The sequence below is a fragment of the Flavobacterium sp. YJ01 genome (genome assembly GCF_029320955.1).
Lineage (GTDB): Bacteria > Bacteroidota > Bacteroidia > Flavobacteriales > Flavobacteriaceae > Flavobacterium.
The window spans coordinates 1,266,783-1,288,612 of the sequence record NZ_CP119757.1; the positions used below are offsets into that span (position 1 = coordinate 1,266,783).

The 21,830-nt window shown below is 34.0% G+C and carries 17 protein-coding genes; 15 read left to right on the forward strand and 2 right to left on the reverse strand.

The features are described 5' to 3' along the window. Positions 1–116: 116 nt before the first annotated feature. The 9 genes from P0R33_RS05705 (at position 117) to uvrB (ending at position 9,809) form a co-directional block, all read left to right on the forward strand. Positions 117–2,498: a TonB-dependent receptor gene (locus P0R33_RS05705; RefSeq protein WP_276174598.1), complete on the forward strand. Its 2,382-nt coding sequence runs from the start codon at positions 117–119 to the stop codon at positions 2,496–2,498. Between the two features lie 29 nt (positions 2,499–2,527). Next, entirely contained in the window at positions 2,528–3,349 is an 822-nt protein-coding gene (locus P0R33_RS05710) for a DUF4249 domain-containing protein (RefSeq protein WP_276174599.1), read from the forward strand. 3 nt (positions 3,350–3,352) lie between these two features. Continuing rightward, positions 3,353–3,835 (forward strand): GyrI-like domain-containing protein, encoded by a 483-nt coding sequence (locus P0R33_RS05715; RefSeq protein WP_276174600.1) that lies wholly within the window; start codon positions 3,353–3,355, stop codon positions 3,833–3,835. Further along, positions 3,835–4,284 (forward strand): DUF1572 family protein, encoded by a 450-nt coding sequence (locus tag P0R33_RS05720; protein ID WP_276174601.1) that lies wholly within the window; start codon positions 3,835–3,837, stop codon positions 4,282–4,284. The genes P0R33_RS05715 and P0R33_RS05720 overlap by 1 nt, the downstream gene beginning before the upstream one ends. A gap of 131 nt (positions 4,285–4,415) precedes the next feature. Further along, positions 4,416–5,078, forward strand: a complete 663-nt coding sequence (locus P0R33_RS05725) for a thiamine diphosphokinase (protein WP_276174602.1) — start codon at positions 4,416–4,418, stop codon at positions 5,076–5,078. Positions 5,079–5,215: 137 nt separating this feature from the next. After that, entirely contained in the window at positions 5,216–6,163 is a 948-nt protein-coding gene (rlmF, locus tag P0R33_RS05730; RefSeq protein ID WP_276174603.1) for a 23S rRNA (adenine(1618)-N(6))-methyltransferase RlmF, read from the forward strand. Between the two features lie 346 nt (positions 6,164–6,509). Next, positions 6,510–6,746, forward strand: a complete 237-nt coding sequence (locus P0R33_RS05735; RefSeq protein ID WP_276174604.1) for a uroporphyrinogen decarboxylase — start codon at positions 6,510–6,512, stop codon at positions 6,744–6,746. A gap of 85 nt (positions 6,747–6,831) precedes the next feature. Further along, complete coding sequence (locus P0R33_RS05740) at positions 6,832–7,770, forward strand: alpha/beta hydrolase (RefSeq protein ID WP_276174605.1); 939 nt, start codon at positions 6,832–6,834, stop codon at positions 7,768–7,770. 47 nt (positions 7,771–7,817) lie between these two features. Further along, positions 7,818–9,809 carry an excinuclease ABC subunit UvrB gene (gene uvrB / locus P0R33_RS05745; protein ID WP_276174606.1) on the forward strand — a complete coding sequence of 664 codons (1,992 nt, stop codon included), beginning with the start codon at positions 7,818–7,820 and terminating at the stop codon, positions 9,807–9,809. On the opposite strand, the gene P0R33_RS05750 is transcribed toward uvrB, so the two are convergent. Next, entirely contained in the window at positions 9,806–10,207 is a 402-nt protein-coding gene (locus P0R33_RS05750) for a TerB family tellurite resistance protein (protein ID WP_276174607.1), read from the reverse strand. The genes uvrB and P0R33_RS05750 overlap by 4 nt on opposite strands. Positions 10,208–10,264: 57 nt before the next feature. Between P0R33_RS05750 and P0R33_RS05755 the strand changes: the two genes are divergently transcribed. From P0R33_RS05755 to P0R33_RS05770, 4 genes are all read left to right on the forward strand, one after another. Further along, complete coding sequence (locus P0R33_RS05755; protein WP_276174608.1) at positions 10,265–11,065, forward strand: alpha/beta hydrolase-fold protein; 801 nt, start codon at positions 10,265–10,267, stop codon at positions 11,063–11,065. 28 nt (positions 11,066–11,093) lie between these two features. Further along, entirely contained in the window at positions 11,094–12,104 is a 1,011-nt protein-coding gene (locus tag P0R33_RS05760; protein ID WP_276174609.1) for a dipeptide epimerase, read from the forward strand. 1 nt (position 12,105) lies between these two features. Beyond that, entirely contained in the window at positions 12,106–13,140 is a 1,035-nt protein-coding gene (locus tag P0R33_RS05765) for an aminotransferase class I/II-fold pyridoxal phosphate-dependent enzyme (protein WP_276174610.1), read from the forward strand. Between the two features lie 96 nt (positions 13,141–13,236). Next, positions 13,237–13,701: a DUF1456 family protein gene (locus P0R33_RS05770; protein ID WP_276174611.1), complete on the forward strand. Its 465-nt coding sequence runs from the start codon at positions 13,237–13,239 to the stop codon at positions 13,699–13,701. A gap of 326 nt (positions 13,702–14,027) precedes the next feature. Here P0R33_RS05770 and sucC read toward each other — a convergent pair whose 3' ends face one another. Next, positions 14,028–15,221, reverse strand: coding sequence for an ADP-forming succinate--CoA ligase subunit beta (gene sucC / locus P0R33_RS05775; RefSeq protein WP_111287952.1), 1,194 nt, complete (start codon positions 15,219–15,221; stop codon positions 14,028–14,030). A gap of 416 nt (positions 15,222–15,637) precedes the next feature. Here sucC and gltB point away from each other — a divergent pair, with 416 nt between their 5' ends. Both gltB and P0R33_RS05785 read left to right on the forward strand, forming a co-directional pair. Beyond that, positions 15,638–20,152, forward strand: coding sequence for a glutamate synthase large subunit (gltB, locus tag P0R33_RS05780; RefSeq protein ID WP_276174612.1), 4,515 nt, complete (start codon positions 15,638–15,640; stop codon positions 20,150–20,152). 94 nt (positions 20,153–20,246) lie between these two features. Then, positions 20,247–21,701, forward strand: coding sequence for a glutamate synthase subunit beta (locus P0R33_RS05785; RefSeq protein ID WP_276174613.1), 1,455 nt, complete (start codon positions 20,247–20,249; stop codon positions 21,699–21,701). Positions 21,702–21,830 lie beyond the last annotated feature (129 nt).

The following is a 21,830-nucleotide window of genomic DNA, read 5'->3' on the forward strand; positions in this document are numbered from 1 at the left end:
TAAACAAAAGGACAACTCGCAAGGTTGTCCTTTTTTTATCTTAACTTATGTTTAACAATAGTTTTTTCAGAATATGTAAGCAAGAATTGCTATCTATGTAAATCAAAATCAATACAATGATTACAAAAAATACCTGCACATTTTTTCTTTTTATTTTAACGATTTTCACCTCATTTGCGCAGGAAAAATTCACTCTAAGCGGAACTATCATTGACAGCAAAAACAACGAAACTCTAATTGGAGTTAACATCTATATTCCTTCATTAAAAATTGGAACAACTACAAACGAATATGGATTTTATTCTCTTTCTGCACCAAAAGGAGAATATGAAATTGAAATCAGTTACGTAGGTTATCAAACCATTCAAAAAAATATTATTTTAAATCAGAATACAAAAAACAATTTTTCTATAAAAGAAGGCGGCGAAGAACTTCAAGAAGTTGTCATTACAGAGAATAAAGGCAAAATAAATATTAAGTCGCCAGAAATGAGCGTTAATAAACTTTCTATTTCGACCATCAAAAAAATGCCGGTTGTTTTAGGAGAAGTTGATGTTCTAAAATCTATTTTATTACTTCCCGGAGTTACCAATGCAGGTGAAGGCGCTTCTGGATTTAATGTTCGCGGAGGCGGCGCAGATCAGAACTTGATTCTTTTGGATGAAGCTACAATATTTAATTCTTCTCACGTTTTTGGATTTTTCTCTGTTTTTAACCCAGATGCCATTAAAGATTTAAAATTGTATAAAGGTGGAATTCCAGCACGTTACGGCGGCAGAGCTTCATCCGTTTTGGATATTTATCAAAAAGACGGAAGCAGTAAAGATTTTCATATGAATGGCGGTATAGGCCTAATTTCAAGTCGATTACTTGCTGAAGGTCCGATTGTGAAAGATAAAGGTTCTTTTTTGATTGGAGGAAGAGCTTCTTATACGCATTTATTTTTAAAACTTTCAGAAGACAATAAAGATAATTTGGCTTATTTTTATGATTTAAACACCAAGCTAAGTTATAAACTAAACGAAAACAACAGTTTATATCTCTCGGGCTATTTTGGTCGTGATGTTTTTAGACTCAACAAAAGTTTTACCAATACATACGGAAATTCTATTTTAAATTTGAGATGGAATCATTTGTATTCTGATAAATTATTTTCAAATCTCTCTTTAATTTACAGCGATTATTATTACGGTCTTGACTTAGATTTTGTTGGTTTCAAATGGGATTCAGGAATTAAAAACTACAATATTAAATACGATCTCAAACATTATCTTTCTGATAAATTGAAACTTAATTATGGCGTAAACGGAACGTATTATGAATTTAATCCCGGAACCATTAAGCCAACAGGAACAGATTCTGGAATAAATCCTGACCAATTAGATAAAAAATATGCTTTTGAACCCTCGGCTTATTTAGATGCCGAAAGTCAGCTTTCTAACAAAATTACCGTTGCCTACGGATTACGTTATAGTTTATTTTACAGATTAGGTTCTTCAACGATTAATTATTACGACAATAATGAAGCCGTTGTTTTTGATAATGAAATGCAGATTTATGAAAAAGGCACACCAACGGCAACAAAATATTTCGGCAAGAATAAAGCCATTAAAAGCTATAATAATTTTGAACCAAGATTTTCTGTTTCTTATCAATTAAATGAAAATCAAGCTTTAAAATCAAGTTATAATCGAATGGCGCAATATCTTCAGCTAATTTCAAATACTTCTTCTCCTACTCCGCTAGATGTCTGGATGCCTAGTGATAATTACATCAAACCTCAATTGGCAGATCAGGTTGCTTTAGGATATTTTCGAAACATCAGAAATGGTGATTATTCTTTTGAAATTGAAACCTATTATAAGGAAATTCAAAATAGATTAGATTATATTGACGGAGCCGATCTAATAGCCAACGATGCGATTGAACAAGTTATTTTAAATGGTCAGATGCGATCTTATGGTTTAGAAATTATGTTCAAGAAAAACAAAGGCAAGTTTAATGGCTGGATCTCTTATACTTTATCAAAATCGGAACAGCAAACACCAGGAAGAACGCCTGAAGAACCAGGAATTAATAATGGAAAATGGTACGCTTCTGCTTATGACAAAACGCATAATTTAGCTATCACATCTGCTTACAATTTAAATGAAAAATGGTCTTTTGGCGCTAATTTCGCCTTGCAGTCTGGACAACCTGTAACTTATCCAAACGGTCAATATGAGTATTTAGGAATTACCGTTCCGAGTTATGGATTAAGAAATGAAAACCGACTTCCCGCTTATCATCATTTGGATATTTCGGCTACTTTGACACCGCGAAAAAATAAGGATAGAAATTGGAAAGGAGAATGGGTTTTCAGTATTTATAATCTTTATAACCGAATGAATGCCGCATCGATTAACTTTCGCCAAAATGTTGACACTGGCGTAAATGAAGCTGTACAATTATCTATATTCGGGGTTGTTCCAGCAGTAAGTTATAATTTCAAATTCTAAAAATGAAGTCTGAAACTAAAAATATACTTATGAAAAAATTAGTTTTTTTTATCGCATTTTTTACTTCTCTTTTCTTTACAAGCTGTGAAGATGTTGTTGATGTTGACTTAGACACTGCGCCTCCAAAATTGGTTATCGAAGCAGCAATTAATTGGGAAAAAGGTTCAACAGGCAGACAACAAGTTATTAAATTAACAACCACAACAGGTTATTTTGATCAATTAGTGCCTATAGTTTCTGGCGCGGTAATTTTTGTAAACAATAGCAAAAATCAAAGATTCAATTTTACAGAGCTTAATAAATCTGGTCGTTATGTCTGCAATAATTTTATACCAGTTATTAATGAAACCTACACTCTAACCGTTATTAACGAAGGAAATACCTATACTGCAACTGAAACCTTAAAATCTGTTGCGCCGATAACTCGAATTGAACAAAAAAACGACGGCGGTTTTACAGGAAAAGAAATCGAAATAAAAGCTTTTTACACTGATCCAGCTGATGAAGAAAATTATTATTTGTTTAAATACGTTTATTCTAGCAAAGTAACTTCATCTTATTACGTATCTGAAGATAAATTTTATCAGGGAAATGAAATCTACAGCAGCACCGAAGATGAGGATTTAAAGGCTGGAGATGAAATTGAAGTAACACATTACGGCATCTCCAAACAATATTATAATTACATGAATATTCTAGTAAGCATTGCGGGTTCTAACGTTGGAGGTCCGTTTCAGTCTCCGCCAGCAACTGTAAAAGGAAATATAATTAATACAACAGATAAAAATAATTATCCTCTCGGCTATTTCTCTTTGAGCGAAACCGATCATAAAAAATACAAAATCGAATAATTTATGCAGCCCTTAATCAAAACCTTAACCGAAAAAAAACTTACTGGTCATTTTATAGAAATGTCCTTCATCGAAAACAAAACTTTTCAATTATGGAATGCTTTTATGCCAAAAAAGAAAGAAATTAAAAATACAATAAATTCAAATTTGTATTCGCTAGAAGTTTATCCAGAAAATTATTTTGATAATTTTAATCCTAGCGACAATTTCCAGAAATGGGCCGCTGTAGAAGTTTCTGACTATGAAGACCTTCCGCATGGAATGAAAACATTAGTCGTTTCTGGAGGTTTGTATGCCGTTTTTCTTCACTTTGGACCAGCAACAGAAGCTCACAAAACTTACAATTACATTTTTGCAGAATGGCTTCCAAATTCAGCATATATTGTTGACGAAAGACCTCATTTTGCCGTAATGAATGAAAAATATAAAAAAGACGATCCGAATTCTGAGGAAGAAATCTGGATTCCGATAAAAAACAGAAATTAATGACACTAATTCAAACCTTAAAAATACTTTTTAATCGCGATTTAGATAAACTTAAATTCGAAATCGAATCGTATGAAAACGAAAATTCATTATGGCTTATCGATAAAAACATATCCAATTCGGCAGGAAATCTTTGTCTTCATTTAATTGGAAATCTGAATACTTACATTGGAGCCGAAATTGGAAAAACAGGTTATGTTCGAAATCGTCCTTTAGAATTCTCGTTAAAAGATATTCCAAAATCTGAGTTAATCTCAAAAATAGAAAATACAATTTCAGTAGTAAATAATGCTCTAGATTCTTTAACCGAAACTGATTTAGAGAAAATTTATCCTCAAATTGTATTTGAAAAAGAAATGACAACAGGATTTTTCTTAGTTCATCTTTCAACACATTTAACTTATCATTTAGGACAAATAAATTACCACCGAAGATTATTAGATTTCTGATTTTAGATTTTAGATTGTAGATTTTAGATTGTAGATTTTAGATTATTTAAAAGTCGAAAAAAATCTAAAATTTAAAATCTACAATCTAAAATTCTAACCCGTATCTTTGCTTCACATTCAAAAAAACTCACATGTCATCACATCATATAGTACGAGACGATCAGGAACCAGCTTTAATAATTGCGAATGGAGCGGCTTGCGATCCTGAACTTTTAGGACAATTATTAGAATGGTCTCCTTTGGTTGTTGTTTTAGATTCGGCTATAGAAAGAGTCATTGAGTTAGGCATAAAAGTCGATGTTCTTTTGGGAGATTTTGATTATGGATTTGATCCAGAAATTTACAAAACATCGCAATTTCCAATAGAAATCGTTCATACTCCAGACCAAGATAAAACAGATCTGGAAAAAGCTTTTGATTATCTTATCGAAAGAAAAATTCCAGCCGTAAACGTCGTTTGGGCAACTGGAAAACGCGCCGATCATACTATTACAAATTTGACCAATATTGTTCGTTATCGTAATCTGATTAAGATTGTAATTCTCGACGATCATTCGAAAATATTTCTTTTGCCTTCAAAATTTGAGAAATGGTACACTGCAAAAACTCCCATTTCTCTAATTCCTATTGGTGTCGTAAATGGAATTAATTCTACCAATTTGAAATACGAATTAAACGATGATACACTTACAATGGGCTACAGAACTGGAAGCAGTAATTCTGTTGAAAAAGATGGCATTGTAACGATTACACATCGCGAAGGAGATTTACTTTTAATGGAATGTTTTGATTAGAAAAATTAAAAAATAAAAAAGTCCCAGCGGGACGAAATATTTTCTTTAATGATAAATCAATCTACTATAAATATTACGCTCCTATGGAGCATTCTTTAAAAAAAGGAATACCTATCTTTGTCTCGAAATCAATAAAAATGAAAGCAGAAAACAATTCACAAAAAGACAATTTACACCCAAGAAATCTTCATCGTTCTAGATATGATTTCGAAAAACTGATTTCAAATTGTCCAGAATTGAAAGCTTTTGTTTCTATCAATAAATTCGGAATAGAAACGGTCGATTTCAGTAATCCGCTTGCTGTAAAAACTTTAAATAAAGCTTTACTTCAAACCTATTACAATATTCAAAATTGGGATATTCCTAAAAATTATCTTTGCCCGCCAATTCCTGGGCGTGGAGATTATATTCATTACATAGCAGATTTATTGGCAGAAAGCAACAACAATCAAATTCCCGAAACACCTCATGTTTTAGGTTTGGATATCGGAACTGGTGCCAATTTAATTTATCCAATTTTAGGAAATTCGATTTACAATTGGAGTTTTGTCGGAACAGATATTGACCAAAAAGCTATCGAAAATTGCAGTAAAATTATTGAAGCAAATCCAGATTTAATCGATTCTATCAGTTTACAACAGCAAACAGAATCTCGATTTATTTTTAAAAATATAATTACACCCGAAGATCGTTTTACATTCACGATGTGTAATCCGCCTTTTCACGCATCTGCGAAAGAAGCCAATAAAAGTACTTCTAGAAAAGTTTCCAACCTTAATCCGAAAGAAAAAAGAAATACAAATCCCGTTTTAAATTTCGGTGGTCAAAATGCTGAATTATGGTGCGACGGAGGTGAAATCGGATTCATAACTCAAATGATTTACGAAAGTGCAAAATATCCATCGCAAGTTTTATGGTTTACAACTTTAGTTTCGAAAAAAGAAAATCTTTCTTCGATTTATAAAATCTTGAAGAAAGTAAATGCCGTTTCGGTAAAAACGATCGAAATGTCGCAAGGAAAGAAAAACAGTCGTATTGTGGCTTGGAGTTTTTTAAGTGATAATCATCGAAATTTTTTAATTTAAAACATTTGCTTTCAGTAATAATTAGAATATGTCGCTCCGCTGGAGCTTTAGAATATGGCTTAGAAATCTTGCTATAGATATTTGGCTCCTCTGGAGCCTTACCACAAATTGATGAATTAATGATTTTGGGAATAGTCCCTGCGGGACGAAATATTTATAGAAGATTATTAGTCGTAGTTTGAAAGCTCCAGAGGGGCGAAATATTTTTTGATAAGCTAAAAGTTCGACAAATGAAAACCTAGAAAACCGCAAACAAACTACTTCAAATATCTGATTTCCAATACCAAATTTTGATTTTTTAGTTTGCTTTTGCTACATTTATTGTAAACTATTTAAAATCAAGATTATGGCAGAATACATTGGTTATCTCGCGTCTGTTTTTATTGTTGGTGGTTTCTTGCTGAAAAACCTTAGAACAATCCGATTTATTAATATGTTTGGCTGTATTTGCTTTGTCATTTACGGTATTTTTCTAAATGATTACAGAGATTTCAATCAATGGCTTTGGCCAGTAATTATTCCAAATGCAATTCTAGCATTTGTGCAGATTTACTATCTGACTTCTAAAACTGAAAAATCTTAAAATTATGATACTTTAAAGTAAAATTCTAATACACTTTTAGGCTACTCAAATCGTAACTTTAAGCTTAAAATTGAATTTTATCACCATGTTAAAACAATATTCCCGAATCTTAATTGTATTATTTTTAGTTTCAAGTTGTGCTTCAAAAAAACCAAAATTTGAAGATTATGTTTTTAAAACCAAAAACGAAGAAGTAAATTATCAAGCAGCTTATGATAAAGCTTTGAAACTTTGGAACATTCCTTACACAGAAGAAGATGTAAAAACAAGTTTCGGAACAGCGCATGTTGTAATGGCTGGACCAAAAAACGGAAAAGATCTGGTTTTGCTTCACGGAATGGATGCCAGTTCTACCATGTGGTATCCGAATATTAAGGCTTTAGCCAAAAATCACCGCATTTACGCAATTGATTTTATAATGGAACCCAACAAATCTAATTTGACTACGAAGCCACTTTCGTCAAAAGATATTCTTGTTTTTTATAATGAAGTTTTCAATCATTATAAACTAAAGAAATTCGATGTTGTCGCTGCTTCTCGAGGTGGCTGGATTGCTACTTTATTAGCAACTCAAAAATCCAATTCGATAGATAAAATTGTGCTGTTAAGTCCTGCACAAACTTTTAAATTTATTGATCAGCCTAGAAAAACGTCAGCAGCTTTGATGCTGAAATTTTTTCCAAGTGAAAAAAAATTCGGAAAAACATTGAAGACTTTTTCTACACATCCAGAAAATATTAGTGTCATTTATAAGAGACAATTTTATTTGGCGAATAAATATGCAAAATCCAATTCGAGCATGCTCAAAATGATGCCTTTTTCAGATAAAGAATTAGAATCAATTCAAAATCCAGTTTTGGTTTTAATCGGTGATAATGATGTTATTAATTCTGAAGAAAGTCTAGAAAGAGCAAAAAAATATCTATCAAATAGTAAAACAAAAATTATAAAAGATGCTGGACATTTTTTAACCATCGATCAGCCAAAGACTGTAAACGATGCCGTTATTAATTTTTTAGATTAGCGTTCAAACTTCGTATCTTTACAAAACCAAATTTTCAGTATACGCAAATGAAATTCCAAGTTTCTTCAGAATATAGTCCGAAAGGAGATCAGCCGCAAGCCATACAAAAATTGGCTCAAGGTATTGTCGACGGAGACAAATATCAAACTTTATTGGGAGTTACAGGTTCCGGAAAAACGTTTACAGTTGCAAACGTAATTCAGGAAGTGCAAAGACCAACTTTAGTTTTGGCTCATAATAAAACTTTGGCGGCGCAATTGTATTCAGAATTCAAGCAATTTTTCCCGAATAATGCGGTTGAATATTTCGTTTCTTATTACGACTATTATCAGCCAGAAGCTTTTATGCCCGTAACTGGAGTTTTTATTGAGAAAGATTTATCTATCAATGAAGAATTGGAGAAAATGCGTTTAAGCACGACTTCTTCCCTGCTTTCAGGAAGACGCGACGTTTTGGTTGTTGCGTCAGTTTCTTGCTTGTATGGTATTGGAAATCCTGTTGAATTTCAGAAAAACGTAATTGAAATTAAAAGAGATCAGGTTATTTCGCGAACTAAATTATTACACAGTTTAGTGCAAAGTTTATATGCCAGAACAGAAGCCGATTTTAATCCAGGAACTTTCAGGATTAAAGGAGATACGGTTGAAGTTTATCCAAGTTATGCTGATGATGCTTATCGAATTCATTTCTTTGGAGATGAAATTGAAGAAATCGAAGCATTTGATGCGAAAACTTCTCAGGTAATAGAGAAATTTCAAAGATTAACCATATATCCTGCCAACATGTTTGTGACTTCTCCAGAAGTTTTACAAGGCGCAATTTGGCAGATTCAACAAGACTTGGTAAAACAAGTTGATTACTTTAAAGAAATCGGAAAACATCTTGAAGCTAAACGTTTAGAAGAAAGAACCAATTTCGATCTCGAAATGATTCGAGAATTGGGTTATTGTTCTGGAATTGAAAATTACTCACGTTACCTTGACGGACGTGAAGCTGGAACAAGACCTTTCTGTTTATTAGATTATTTTCCAAGTGATTATCTGATGATTATCGACGAAAGTCACGTTACGGTTTCTCAGGTTCATGCCATGTATGGAGGCGACCGAAGCCGAAAAGAAAATCTAGTTGAATATGGTTTCCGTCTCCCAGCAGCAATGGACAACCGACCATTAAAGTTTGAAGAATTCGAAGCTTTACAAAATCAAGTTCTGTATGTTTCTGCAACTCCTGCCGATTATGAACTTCAAAAATCGGATGGAATTTATGTCGAGCAGATTATTCGTCCAACTGGATTATTAGATCCAGTTATTGAAGTTCGCCCAAGTTTAAATCAGATTGATGATTTGATCGAAGAAATTCAGGTAAGATGTGAATTGGACGAAAGGGTTTTAGTGACAACTTTAACCAAAAGAATGGCCGAAGAATTAGCTAAATATCTAACAAAAGTAAACATTCGCTGTCGTTACATCCATTCTGAAGTTGATACTTTAGAACGTATCGAAATCATGCAAGATTTAAGAAAAGGGCTTTTTGATGTTTTAATTGGAGTTAATTTACTTCGTGAAGGTTTAGATTTACCCGAAGTTTCGCTTGTTGCTATTTTAGACGCCGATAAAGAAGGTTTTTTACGTAATCATAGATCTTTAACACAGACAATTGGGCGTGCGGCAAGAAACTTAAACGGAAAAGCAATTATGTATGCCGATAAAATTACGGCGAGCATGCAGCGAACAATTGACGAAACCGATTACAGAAGAACAAAACAGATTAATTTCAACGTACAAAATAATATCGTTCCTCAGGCTTTAAACAAAAAAATCGAAAGCGCGTTTACCAAAAATCCATTGGTTGAATATGAATTAGGACATCCAATTCCGGTTGCTGCCGAACCAGAAACAGCTTATTTATCAAAAACCGAATTAGAAAAAATGATTCGCGAAAAGCGTAAAACGATGGAAAAAGCGGCTAAAGAATTAGATTTCTTACAAGCTGCTAAGCTTCGTGATGAAATTAAGAAACTACAGGAACAGTTGGCTTAATTGTGCTGTTCCTGAAAAATTTCCATTAACACAATTGGATTAATTACCGTATTTGGCGTATTTTTCATCATTTGCAAAACACGTTTTACGGCAGAAAGGTTCAATCCCATTTCTAAAGCAATTTGCTGAATCGCTTTAAATTCCTTTTCGTGCAAAACGCCATCGCAATGCATTAACAAAGCCAATCTATAGAATTGATTGATACGCTGCATTTCAGATTTTATAACAACTGGTTTCATTTCCTGATGAAATAAATCCTGAAATTCTTCATTGCTTATACCCAATTCTAAAGCCACCAATTTTAAAAAATCGTGCTCACGCTTATGCAGATGTCCGTCTACAGTGGCGAACATAATCATTTCTAAAAGTAAGCTTCTTTTTTCTGCTTCTGTATTCATCAATTTATTATTTTTAGCTAAAATATTGCTTTTAAATAAAATTACAAAACACGGTTAATGAAGAGGATTTTTCTAGCTATTTTATTTTTAATTACCCTTATCGGAAAGGCTCAAGAAAGCACCGCTTCAAAAAATGTAACGACTTTTACAATTGAAGCGCCTCAACTTCATACCTCAAAAAAAATCTGGATTTATCTTCCAGAAAATTATTCCAAAGAGATTCAGAAAAAATACAGCGTTGTTTACATGCACGATGCCCAAAATTTATTTGACGCAAAAACTTCTTACGTTGGAGAATGGAATGTTGATGAAAAATTAGACAGTTTAAAAGCTCCCGTAATTGTTGTTGGAATTGAACATGGAAACGAAAAACGAATCGATGAATTAACTCCTTTTAAAAATGAAAAATATGGCGGCGGAAATGCCGATAATTACTTGGAATTTATTGTAAAAACCCTAAAACCACATATCGATAAAAATTACAGAACCAAAACAAAACCAAAAAACACGATTCTTTTCGGAAGTTCGCTTGGAGGTTTAGTTTCTTATTATGGCGCTTTAAAATATCCCGAAGTTTTTGGAAAAGCTGGAGTTTTTTCGCCCTCTTTTTGGTTTTCTAACGACATTTATACTTTCACAGAAAAACAATCTAAAATCAAGACTAAAATTTATTTTTTATGTGGCGATAAAGAAAGTGATGACATGGTAAACGATTTAACAAAAATGAAGCGTTTACTAGATACCAAACGCTGTTACTGCCTCCATCTCGACAAAATAAAGATTGTAAAAGGTGGCGAACACAATGAAAAACTTTGGCGTGATAATTTTGTTGAAGCGCTACTTTGGCTGGCTTATTAATTAGAAATAAAAAAATACATTTATAAAAATGAAACTTATTTTAAGAGAGTATAATCTCAAACTAAAACACACTTTCACCATTTCTAGAGAATCAATTGATGTTCAACCTTCTCTAATTGTCGAATTGCAAAGCGATGGTTTTTCTGGTTTTGGAGAAGCAACTTCCAATCCTTATTATCATATTACAGTTCCGATGATGATTCAGGATTTGGAGAAAATCAGAAGCATTATCGAAAATACCCAAGATGAAACTCCAGAAGTATTTTGGGCAAAAATGCATCCGTATTTAAAAGATGACATGTTTGCTTTGTGCGCTTTAGATTTGGCTTATAATGATTTGTATGCTCGCAAAAAAGGCAAAAAATTATACGAATTGTGGAATTACAAAACCGATCATAATCCGCTAACAGATTATACAATCGGAATTGACACGATTGAAAAAATGGTTTTTAAAATGAAAGAACTTCCTTGGCCTATTTACAAAATTAAATTGGGAACTAAGGAAGACATCGAAATTGTAAAAGAACTTAGAAAACACACCAATTCTGTTTTTAGAATCGACGCCAATTGCGGATGGACAGTTGATGAAACTATTAATAACGCAGTTGAATTAAAAAAACTGGGGGTAGAATTTCTAGAACAGCCTATGAAAGCAGACAATTGGGAAGGTCATAAAGAAGTTTTCAAACATTCTGTTCTTCCCGTAATTGCTGACGAAAGTTGTATTATTGAAGAAGATGTTGCAAAATGCCACAATCATTTTCATGGTGTAAATGTAAAACTTGTAAAATGCGGCGGTTTAACTCCTGGAAAACGTATGATTGAAGATGCTAAAAAATTAGGATTAAAAACAATGGTTGGATGTATGACAGAATCTACCGTTGGAATTTCTGCGATTGCGCATTTGCTGCCTCAATTGGATTATGTAGATATGGACGGTGCACTTCTTTTGGCAGAAGATATTGCAACTGGCGTAACCATTAAAGACGGTGTAATAAGCTATTCTGATTTAAACGGAACGGGAGTTACACTTTTATAAAATGAAAGTCGAAAAATTTCCAGACCGTATTATCGAAATTGACCAAAATCAGTATTTGTATTTTGGCGGAACTGCCTATTTAGGACTTCCGACAAACAAAGACTTTCAGGATTTAGTCGTTCAGAATATTTTAAAATGGGGAACTACTTACGGAAGCTCCAGAACGGCAAATATTCAATTAACCGCTTATGATGCAGGCGAAACCTATTTGGCTTCTCATATTGGCTCAGAAAGCGTCGTTACGGTTTCTTCAGGAATGTTGGCTGGAAAATTGGTTTTGGAAAAATTAAAAAAACAGACTGATTCTTTTTATCATTTAAATGAAATTCATTCGGCTATCCAAATTGAAAATAGTTTTCCTGTTTTTATAGACGAAAAACTGAATAATCGCTTATTAGATTCGAAACCAGAAAAAATAACAATTTTGACTGATGGAGTACCTTCATTTCAAACGCAACCTGTTGATTTATCATTTCTAGAGAAAATTTCAAGCCATAAAGAAATTACCTTAGTTATTGACGAATCTCATTCTTTGGGAATTGTAAACGAAAATGGCTCAGGAATTTATGCTTCAATTAAATTTCCAATTAAAAGAAAAATATTGGTTTCTTCTCTCGGAAAAGCTTTTGGATTAACTGGCGGTGTTATTGCATCAGATTCTGAATTTATCAATGAAATAAAAGAATTAGAAACTTTTACAAGCGCTGCGGGAATGAATCCTGCTTTTGTCCAAACACTTTCTGATGCAAAAGAAATTTATAAAATACAGCATAAAAAACTGAAAGATAATTTGAGTTATATCGATTCGATTTTAACCAAAAATAACGAAATACTTTTTGATAGAAATTATCCTTTAATTTATCTTTTATCGAATGATTTGGTAGAAAAACTAAAGCAAGAAAAAATTATTATTGCAAGTTTTAAATACACAAAAGACGCTGAACCTTTAAATCGTATTGTAATTACAGCAAATCATCTTAAAGAAGATTTATATAAATTGGTTGAAGTTTTAAATGATTTTAATTCTCAATTTTAATCATTTTAAAAAACTACCTTTGCAAAAAGCAAATAATAAGTTTTAGTTTCGGATAAAAACCTGAAACCTGAAACAAAAAAACTTTAAACAAAAAATATGACAAATAACGATATACTTAAAAAACTTCGCGTGGCTTTGATGCTCCGTGATGACCAAATAGTTGAAATTTTAGAATTAGTAGATTTTAGAATTTCGAAATCTGAGCTTGGAGCTTTTTTTAGAGCCGAAGATCATCCAAATTATATGGAATGCGGCGATCAGGTTTTGCGTAACTTTCTAAACGGATTGGTAATTCATTTAAGAGGAACTAAAGAAAACCCTAAAAATCCAACTGACGTTTTAGCAAAACATAAAGCAGAAATTCCGAAGAAAGAAACATCTAAAGATAGACCTGAATTTAAAGCCGCTCCAAAAGATTCAGAAAAATATAGAGGCGACAAAAGTCCTTCAAAATCAGGTTCAGCAACTGGAAAACCTAAGAAGAAATCATTCCCAAAAGGAAATGGAAAACCAGATGTTGTTGAAAAAGTGGTTTTTAAAAACGGGAAAAATAAGAAATAGTTAACCGCAAAGAACACAAGGATTTACGCAAAGTTCGCAAAGTTTTATTCATAAAGCTTTGCGAACTTTTCTTTTTAAAATATAGCCCGTGGTTTCAACCACGGTGACGCTTGTAAAATACAAATTGCGTAATATACATTGTGTTCCCGTGGTTGAAACCACGGGCTATGTTCTCAAAAAAATCGCAAAGCTTTATACATAATAGCTTTGCGAACTTTATTAGCATTCACAATCTCTAAAAAAAATTTGCGGACTTTGCGGTTAAATCAAAAAAAAATCCACTCCTTTCGGAATGGATTTTCTATATAAATTGATTTCTTATTTAATTAAGAAAGAGCAGCTTTAACTTGGTCAGCAGCTTCTTGGAACTGAACTGCAGATAAAATTGGCATACCAGAGTTGTCAATTAATTCTTTTGCAATTTCAGCATTTGTTCCTTGCAAACGAACGATAATTGGCACTTTAATAGCATCTCCCATGTTTTTGTAAGCATCAACAACACCTTGAGCAACACGATCACAACGAACGATTCCTCCGAAGATGTTAATTAAAATAGCTTTTACGTTTGGATCTTTCAAGATAATTCTGAAAGCTGTTTCAACACGTTTTGCATCAGCAGTTCCTCCTACGTCAAGGAAGTTAGCAGGCTCAAAACCAGCATATTTAATTAAATCCATAGTTGCCATTGCAAGACCAGCTCCGTTTACCATACATCCTACAGTACCGTCAAGATCCACATAGTTTAGACCAACTTCTTTAGCCTCAACTTCGATTGGATTCTCCTCACGGATATCTCTCATTTCAGCATATTTAGCTTGTCTGTATAAAGCGTTATCGTCGATATTTACTTTAGCATCTACAGCTAAGATTTTGTTATCAGAAGTTTTTAAAACTGGGTTGATTTCAAACATAGAAGCATCAGAACCAATGTAAGCATTGTAAAGTGCATCGATGAATTTTACCATTTCTTTAAAAGCATTTCCAGAAAGACCTAAATTAAAAGCAATTCTTCTAGCTTGGAAACCTTGTAATCCAACAGAAGGATCGATTTCTTCAGTAAAGATTAAGTGTGGAGTATGTTCAGCAACTTCTTCAATATCCATTCCACCTTCAGTAGAATACATAATCATGTTGCGTCCTGTACCTCTATTCAATAAAACAGAAACATAAAATTCAGAAGTTTCGCTTTCTCCAGGATAGTACACATCTTCAGCAACTAATACTTTGTTAACTTTTTTACCTTCAGGCGGAGTCTGAGGTGTAATTAATTGCATTCCGATGATTTGTTCTGCTAACTCTTCAACTTGCTGTAAGTTTTTTGCCAGCTTAACTCCACCACCTTTTCCACGACCACCTGCGTGAATTTGTGCTTTAATTACATGCCATCCTGTTCCAGTTTCGGCAGTTAATTGTTTTGCAGCAGCCACAGCTTCAACTGCATTATTAGCCACGATTCCGCGTTGCACGCGTACTCCGTAACTCGCTAAAATTTCTTTTCCTTGATATTCGTGTATGTTCATAATATAGAATTTGTCTGGTCCTGAATTTATTTCAGAATAAAAGTGCGACAAAAGTAACAAAATACAACTTAATAGGAAAATCTTTTTCAATTAAATAAATGTTATATATAGGTATTAAGCGTTGATAATTTATCAAAGCAAATAAATCGTTAACTGAATAATTTGTTAATGTTAACACAAACCCTATAAAACGTTTGATATTTAACAAAAAATTCATCGGTTTTATTGGCCTCCCGACGATTTTTCCTAATATATTTTAAGAGTAATTATATTTTTAGCAATTCGCGATGCTTTATATAATAATATTAATAATTAAGAACCCATTTTCTAATATTACAGCAAAAATGAAAGCAAAAGCATAATTTCAATACATTATGTTTAACGAAATCTTTATTTTTGTAAAAAAAATATCAAGAATGAGAGTTAAAGAACAAGGGCTTTATCTGCCTGAATTTGAACACGACAATTGTGGTGCAGGATTTATTTGTAATTTGAATGGTATTAAGTCAAATGATATTATTCACAAAGCATTAGACATCTTAATTAAATTAGAACATCGTGGTGCCGTTAGTTCTGATGGAAGAACTGGTGACGGAGCCGGAATTTTATTCGACATTCCTCATGATTTTTTTAAGAAAGTATGTGACTTTGAAATCCCTGAAGCGCGTGAATATGCAGTAGGAATGGTTTTTTTACCAAAAAGCAAAAACCAGGTTTCTTTTTGCATTAATGCATTTGAGGCTACTATTAAAGACCAAAACTTAAAAGTTTTAGGTTGGAGAGATGTGCCAGTTGACGTTGAAAATTTAGGTGAAATTGCCGCAGAAAAAGAACCAACAATTAAACAAGTTTTCGTTTCTAAAAACGGACAAGATTTAACTGAACAAGAATTTAATGCAAAACTTTTTGCAGCTAGAAAAATTGCTGAACATGCCGTAAGAGGATCAAAAACTTCTGAAAGCCATATGTTTTATTTTACTAGTTTATCGACAACTACTATAATATATAAAGGTTTATTGATGCCGGAAGACATCAGCCGTTATTATATAGATTTGAAAGATCCGGACCTAGTGACTCGTTTAGCGCTTGTACACCAACGTTTCTCTACAAATACATTCCCATCTTGGGACTTAGCTCAACCGTTTAGATATATGTGTCATAATGGTGAGATCAACACACTTCGTGGAAACGTAAGCCGCATGCGTGCTCGTGAAGAGCTTATGCAAAGCAAAGTTTTTGGCGATGATATCAAAAAATTATTCCCAATTATCTTAGAAGGAAAATCAGATTCTGCTTCTATGGATATGGTGGTAGAACTTTTATTAATGACTGGACGTTCGCTTCCAGAGGCAATGATGATGGTAGTTCCTGAAGCTTGGGAAAAACACCAAACAATGTCTCCAGAGAAAAGAGCTTTCTATGAGTACAACGCTTGTATCATGGAGCCTTGGGATGGTCCTGCTTCTATTCCGTTTACAGATGGAAACGTAATTGGTGCTTTACTAGACAGAAACGGATTGCGTCCTTCTCGTTATACATTAACAAAAAGCGGATTCGTAATTATGTCATCTGAAATTGGTGTATTAGACATCGATCCAGAAGATGTAATTCAGCACGGTCGTCTTGAGCCAGGAAAAATGTTCTTGGTTGACATGAATGAAGGTCGTATCATCGAAGACGAGGAAGTTAAGAAAGCGATAGTTACAAAACGTCCGTACCAACAATGGGTTGACGAAAACTTATTGCCATTGGCTAGTGTTCCTTACACGAACAACCCTACTCCTGTTGAAAAATTAGATTTCGTAACAAGACAAAAATTATTTGGCTATACTATTGAAGATTTAAAAACAATCATCAATCCAATGGGTAGCGACGGAGCTGAAGCAATCAGTTCTATGGGTAACGATACTCCTTTGGCAGTTCTTTCAGATCAGCCTCAGTTGTTATACAATTACTTCAAACAATTATTTGCTCAGGTTACTAACCCGCCGTTGGATGGTATTCGTGAAGAAATCATTACTGATATCAGTTTAGCAATTGGTGGAGATTTCAATATTTTTGAAATTGAATCTAAACAATGTAAAAAACTAAAAATCCAAAATCCAGTTGTTTCTAACGAGGATTTGGATAAAATTAGAAATATCGATCACCCAGATTTCAAATCGGCTACTATTTCTACTTTATATAAAATAGAAAAAGGAGTTAACGGTTTAGAGCGTGCCCTTGAAAAATGTGTTCAGGCTACTTTTAAAGCAGTTGAAGAAGGATGCAACATCATCATCTTATCTGATAGAGGTGTTAGCGAAGAATTAGCTCCAATTCCAATGTTATTGGCTTGTTCTTACATTCACCACTCATTAAACATTTTACAGGTTCGTTCTAAATTCGGAATCATCATCGAATCTGCAGAACCAAGAGAACCTCATCATTTTGCTTTATTGTTCGGATACGGTGCAAGTGCTATCAACCCTTATATGGTAAATGAAATCATTCACGATCAAGTTGAAAAAGGTTTCATTACAAAAGTAAAAGCTGATTATGCAGTTGTAAATTACAACAAAGCGATTGCAAAAGGAATCGTAAAAATCATGAACAAAATTGGTATCTCTACTTTACATTCATATAGAGCTGCTCAGATTTTCGAGATTTTAGGATTAAACAAAACATTTACATCTAAATACTTCCCTTACACTCCGTCAAGAATTGAAGGAATCGGTTTAATGGAAGTTGAAAAAGAGGTTAAAAAACGTTTCCAAAAAGCTTTCCCAAATTCAAAAATTGCAAACTTGCTGTCTCTTGAAATTGGAGGTATTTACAGATGGAGACGTGGCGGTGAAAAACACATGTTTAACCCAACTACGATTTCTAAATTACAACAAGCGGTTCGTTTAAACAGCCCAGAAAGTTATAAAGAATACTCAAATGCCGTTAACGAGCAAAGCTCAAACTTAATGACCATTAGAGGTTTGTTTGAATTCAATAATTTAGATCCAATTTCTATTGATGAAGTAGAACCTTGGACAGAAATTGTAAAGAAATTCAAAACGGGTGCAATGTCTTACGGATCTATTTCTAGAGAAGCACACGAGAATTTAGCGATTGCAATGAACAGAATTGGTGGAAAAAGTAACTCTGGGGAAGGTGGAGAAGATCCAAAACGTTTCCAGAAAGAAATTAACGGAGATTCTAGAAACTCTGCTATCAAACAAGTTGCATCAGGACGTTTTGGTGTTTCGATCAACTATTTGACAAACGCTAAAGAAATCCAGATTAAAATGGCTCAGGGAGCAAAACCTGGTGAAGGTGGACAGTTACCTGGAGAAAAAGTAGTGCCTTGGATTGCTGAAACTAGAAACTCTACACCTTATGTAGGTTTGATTTCGCCTCCTCCTCACCACGATATTTACTCAATTGAGGATTTATCTCAGTTGATTTACGATTTGAAAAATGCAAACCGTGAAGCTCGTATCAACGTAAAATTAGTTTCTGAAGTTGGAGTTGGAACCATCGCTGCCGGAGTTGCCAAAGCAAAAGCTGACGTTATCTTGATTTCTGGTTACGACGGAGGAACGGGAGCTGCACCATTAACATCTTTACAACACACAGGTATTCCATGGGAACTTGGTTTAGCGGAAGCACAGCAAACTTTGATCTTAAACGATTTAAGAAGTCGTGTAGTTCTTGAATGTGACGGACAGCTGAAAACAGGTCGTGACGTAGCTATCGCAGCTTTATTAGGAGCTGAAGAATTTGGTTTCGCAACGGCTCCGCTTGTAGCTTCTGGATGTATCATGATGAGAGCTTGTCACTTAAATACTTGCCCAGTTGGTATTGCAACTCAGGATCCTGAATTGAGAAAAAATTTCAAAGGAACTCCAGAGCACGTAATCAACTTCATGTATTTCATTGCTGAAGAGTTAAGAGAAATCATGGCACAATTAGGTTTCAGAACTTTAAAAGAAATGGTAGGTCAGTCACAAAAATTAAATGTGAACAAAGCCATCAAACATTATAAAGCAAATGGTTTAGACTTGTCATCAATTCTATACAAACCGGAAAAAGCGAAAACAGAGCCAAATCATAATACAACAACTCAAGATCACCAACTTGAAAATGTATTGGATTTTGACATCATCAAAGAAGCGATTCCGTCTATCTATAGAAAAGAAAAAACAAGAGTAACCTTTAAAATTAAAAATACAGACCGTTCTGTAGGTGCGATTTTGAGTAACGAAATCTCAAAAATCTACGGCGCACAAGGATTACCTGATGACACTATTTTAGTTGATTTTGAAGGTTCTGCCGGACAAAGTTTTGGTGCTTTTGCAACAAACGGATTGTCATTTAAAATTCACGGAAACTGTAATGATTATTTAGGAAAAGGGCTTTCTGGAGGAAAATTAATTGTAAAAGTACCTCCTACTGCAACTTTCAAACCTGAAGACAATATCATTATTGGAAACGTTGCCCTTTACGGAGCTATTACCGGAGAGGCTTATATTAATGGAATGGCCGGAGAGCGTTTCTGTGTTAGAAATTCTGGAGCAACAGCAGTTGTTGAAGGAATTGGAGATCACGGATGCGAGTACATGACCGGTGGTACAGTAGTAGTTTTAGGAAAAACAGGAAGAAACTTCGCGGCTGGTATGAGCGGTGGTGTAGCTTATGTTTACGATCCAAATAAGAAATTCGACTCAACAGTTTGCAACATGGAAATGGTTGCATTCGATCCGTTGGAAGAAGAGGACGTTACGAAACTAAGAAAATTGATCAAAAATCATTCATTGTACACAAGCAGTCCATTAGCAAAAAGAATTTTAGCAGACTGGGAAAACCAACAACAGCACTTCGTAAAAGTAATGCCAACTGATTACAAAAAAGCATTAAAAAGAATTGCAGAAGAGAAAAAAATAGAAGAATTAATAGCTTAATTAAAAGGTTCTGAGATACAAAGGTGCAGAGGTGCTAAGTTTTTTAACTCACCTCTCACATTTTACAACTCACAACTAAATTTATTTAAATGTCATGGGTAAAATAGGCGGATTTAAAGAATATAACAGAGCCGATGAAAGTAATTTAGCAGTAGCAGAACGTGTTTCTAACTACAATGAATTTACTATTCCGGTACCAAAAGATAAATTAAAAGAACAAGGATCAAGATGTATGGACTGTGGAATTCCTTTTTGCCACAGTGGTTGTCCGTTAGGAAATTTAATTCCTGACTTCAACGACATGGTACATCAGGAAGAATGGCAAAGCGCATTAGAGATTTTACAATCTACTAATAACTTCCCAGAATTTACAGGACGTTTATGCCCTGCTCCATGTGAGAAATCATGTGTATTAGGAATTATCAAAGATCCGGTTTCTATCGAAAATATCGAAAAAAGCATTGTAGAAAGAGGTTTCGCTGAAGGATGGATCAAACCACAAGCGCCAAAAACAAGAACTGGTAAAACTGTTGCTGTAATTGGTTCAGGACCTGCAGGTCTTGCAGCTGCTCAACAATTAAACAGAGCTGGTCACACCGTTACTGTTTTCGAAAGAGACAACGCAATTGGAGGTTTATTACGTTACGGAATTCCAAATTTCAAATTAGAAAAAGGAATTATAGACAGACGTGTAGCTATTCTTGAAGCAGAAGGAATCACTTTCAAAACGAATGTAAACGTTGGGGTTAACTTCAGTGTGGAAGAATTAAACCAATTCGATTCTATCGTTTTATGCGGAGGAGCAACTGAAAGAAGAAGCTTGCCAACTAAAGGAATCGAAAGCAAAGGTGTTGTTCAGGCAATGGATTTCTTAACACAACAAACTAAAGTTTTATTTGGAGAATCAATTCCAGATCAAGTTAAAGCAACTGGTAAAGATGTAATCGTTATTGGTGGTGGAGATACGGGTTCTGACTGTATTGGAACTTCTAACAGACATGGAGCTAAATCGGTAACTAACTTTGAGATTTTACCAAAACCTCCAGTTGGAAGAAGCGAGTCAACTCCTTGGCCTTTCTGGCCGTTGCAGTTAAAAACATCATCTTCTCACGAAGAAGGTTGTGACAGAAACTGGTTGATCAACACTAAAGAATTCATTTCTAACGACAAAGGTGAGTTAACTGGATTAAAAACAGTTGAAGTGGCATGGAAAATGACTCCAGGTCAGCGTCCTGAATTAATCGAAAAAGAAGGTTCTGAGAAAATCTGGCCTTGCGATTTAGCTTTATTAGCGCTTGGATTTACAGGTCCTGAGAAAACATTGAGCGAGCAATTAGGAATCGAAACTGATTTTAGAAGCAATTATAAAGCGCATAACTATCAGACAAATGTTCCTCACATTTTCACTGCAGGTGATATGAGAAGAGGACAATCATTAATCGTGTGGGCTATTTCAGAAGGTCGCGAAGCAGCAAGAGAAGTAGATTTATTCCTTATGGGATCTACAAACTTGCCTACTAAAGGAAAAGGAGATCTTCCTAGCCTATAAAAACCGAATAAAAATACAACACATACTACTAACAAACCCTTGAATTAATAATTCAGGGGTTTTGTTTTTTTAGCCACAGATTATCATGATTGAAAGGATTTTTTTCTTAGCCACGAATTGCACAAATTT

Coding starts and splice junctions, on each gene's coding strand:
- P0R33_RS05715 (WP_276174600.1), top strand. CDS start 3,353: ATGCAGCCCTTAATCAAAACCTTAACCGAAAAAAAACTTACTGGTCAT.
- P0R33_RS05705 (WP_276174598.1), top strand. CDS start 117: ATGATTACAAAAAATACCTGCACATTTTTTCTTTTTATTTTAACGATT.
- P0R33_RS05750 (WP_276174607.1), bottom strand. CDS start 10,207: ATGAATACAGAAGCAGAAAAAAGAAGCTTACTTTTAGAAATGATTATG.
- uvrB (WP_276174606.1), top strand. CDS start 7,818: ATGAAATTCCAAGTTTCTTCAGAATATAGTCCGAAAGGAGATCAGCCG.
- sucC (WP_111287952.1), bottom strand. CDS start 15,221: ATGAACATACACGAATATCAAGGAAAAGAAATTTTAGCGAGTTACGGA.
- P0R33_RS05720 (WP_276174601.1), top strand. CDS start 3,835: ATGACACTAATTCAAACCTTAAAAATACTTTTTAATCGCGATTTAGAT.
- P0R33_RS05785 (WP_276174613.1), top strand. CDS start 20,247: ATGGGTAAAATAGGCGGATTTAAAGAATATAACAGAGCCGATGAAAGT.
- P0R33_RS05755 (WP_276174608.1), top strand. CDS start 10,265: ATGAAGAGGATTTTTCTAGCTATTTTATTTTTAATTACCCTTATCGGA.
- P0R33_RS05770 (WP_276174611.1), top strand. CDS start 13,237: ATGACAAATAACGATATACTTAAAAAACTTCGCGTGGCTTTGATGCTC.
- P0R33_RS05740 (WP_276174605.1), top strand. CDS start 6,832: ATGTTAAAACAATATTCCCGAATCTTAATTGTATTATTTTTAGTTTCA.
- P0R33_RS05735 (WP_276174604.1), top strand. CDS start 6,510: ATGGCAGAATACATTGGTTATCTCGCGTCTGTTTTTATTGTTGGTGGT.
- P0R33_RS05710 (WP_276174599.1), top strand. CDS start 2,528: ATGAAAAAATTAGTTTTTTTTATCGCATTTTTTACTTCTCTTTTCTTT.
- P0R33_RS05725 (WP_276174602.1), top strand. CDS start 4,416: ATGTCATCACATCATATAGTACGAGACGATCAGGAACCAGCTTTAATA.
- P0R33_RS05760 (WP_276174609.1), top strand. CDS start 11,094: ATGAAACTTATTTTAAGAGAGTATAATCTCAAACTAAAACACACTTTC.
- rlmF (WP_276174603.1), top strand. CDS start 5,216: ATGAAAGCAGAAAACAATTCACAAAAAGACAATTTACACCCAAGAAAT.
- gltB (WP_276174612.1), top strand. CDS start 15,638: ATGAGAGTTAAAGAACAAGGGCTTTATCTGCCTGAATTTGAACACGAC.
- P0R33_RS05765 (WP_276174610.1), top strand. CDS start 12,106: ATGAAAGTCGAAAAATTTCCAGACCGTATTATCGAAATTGACCAAAAT.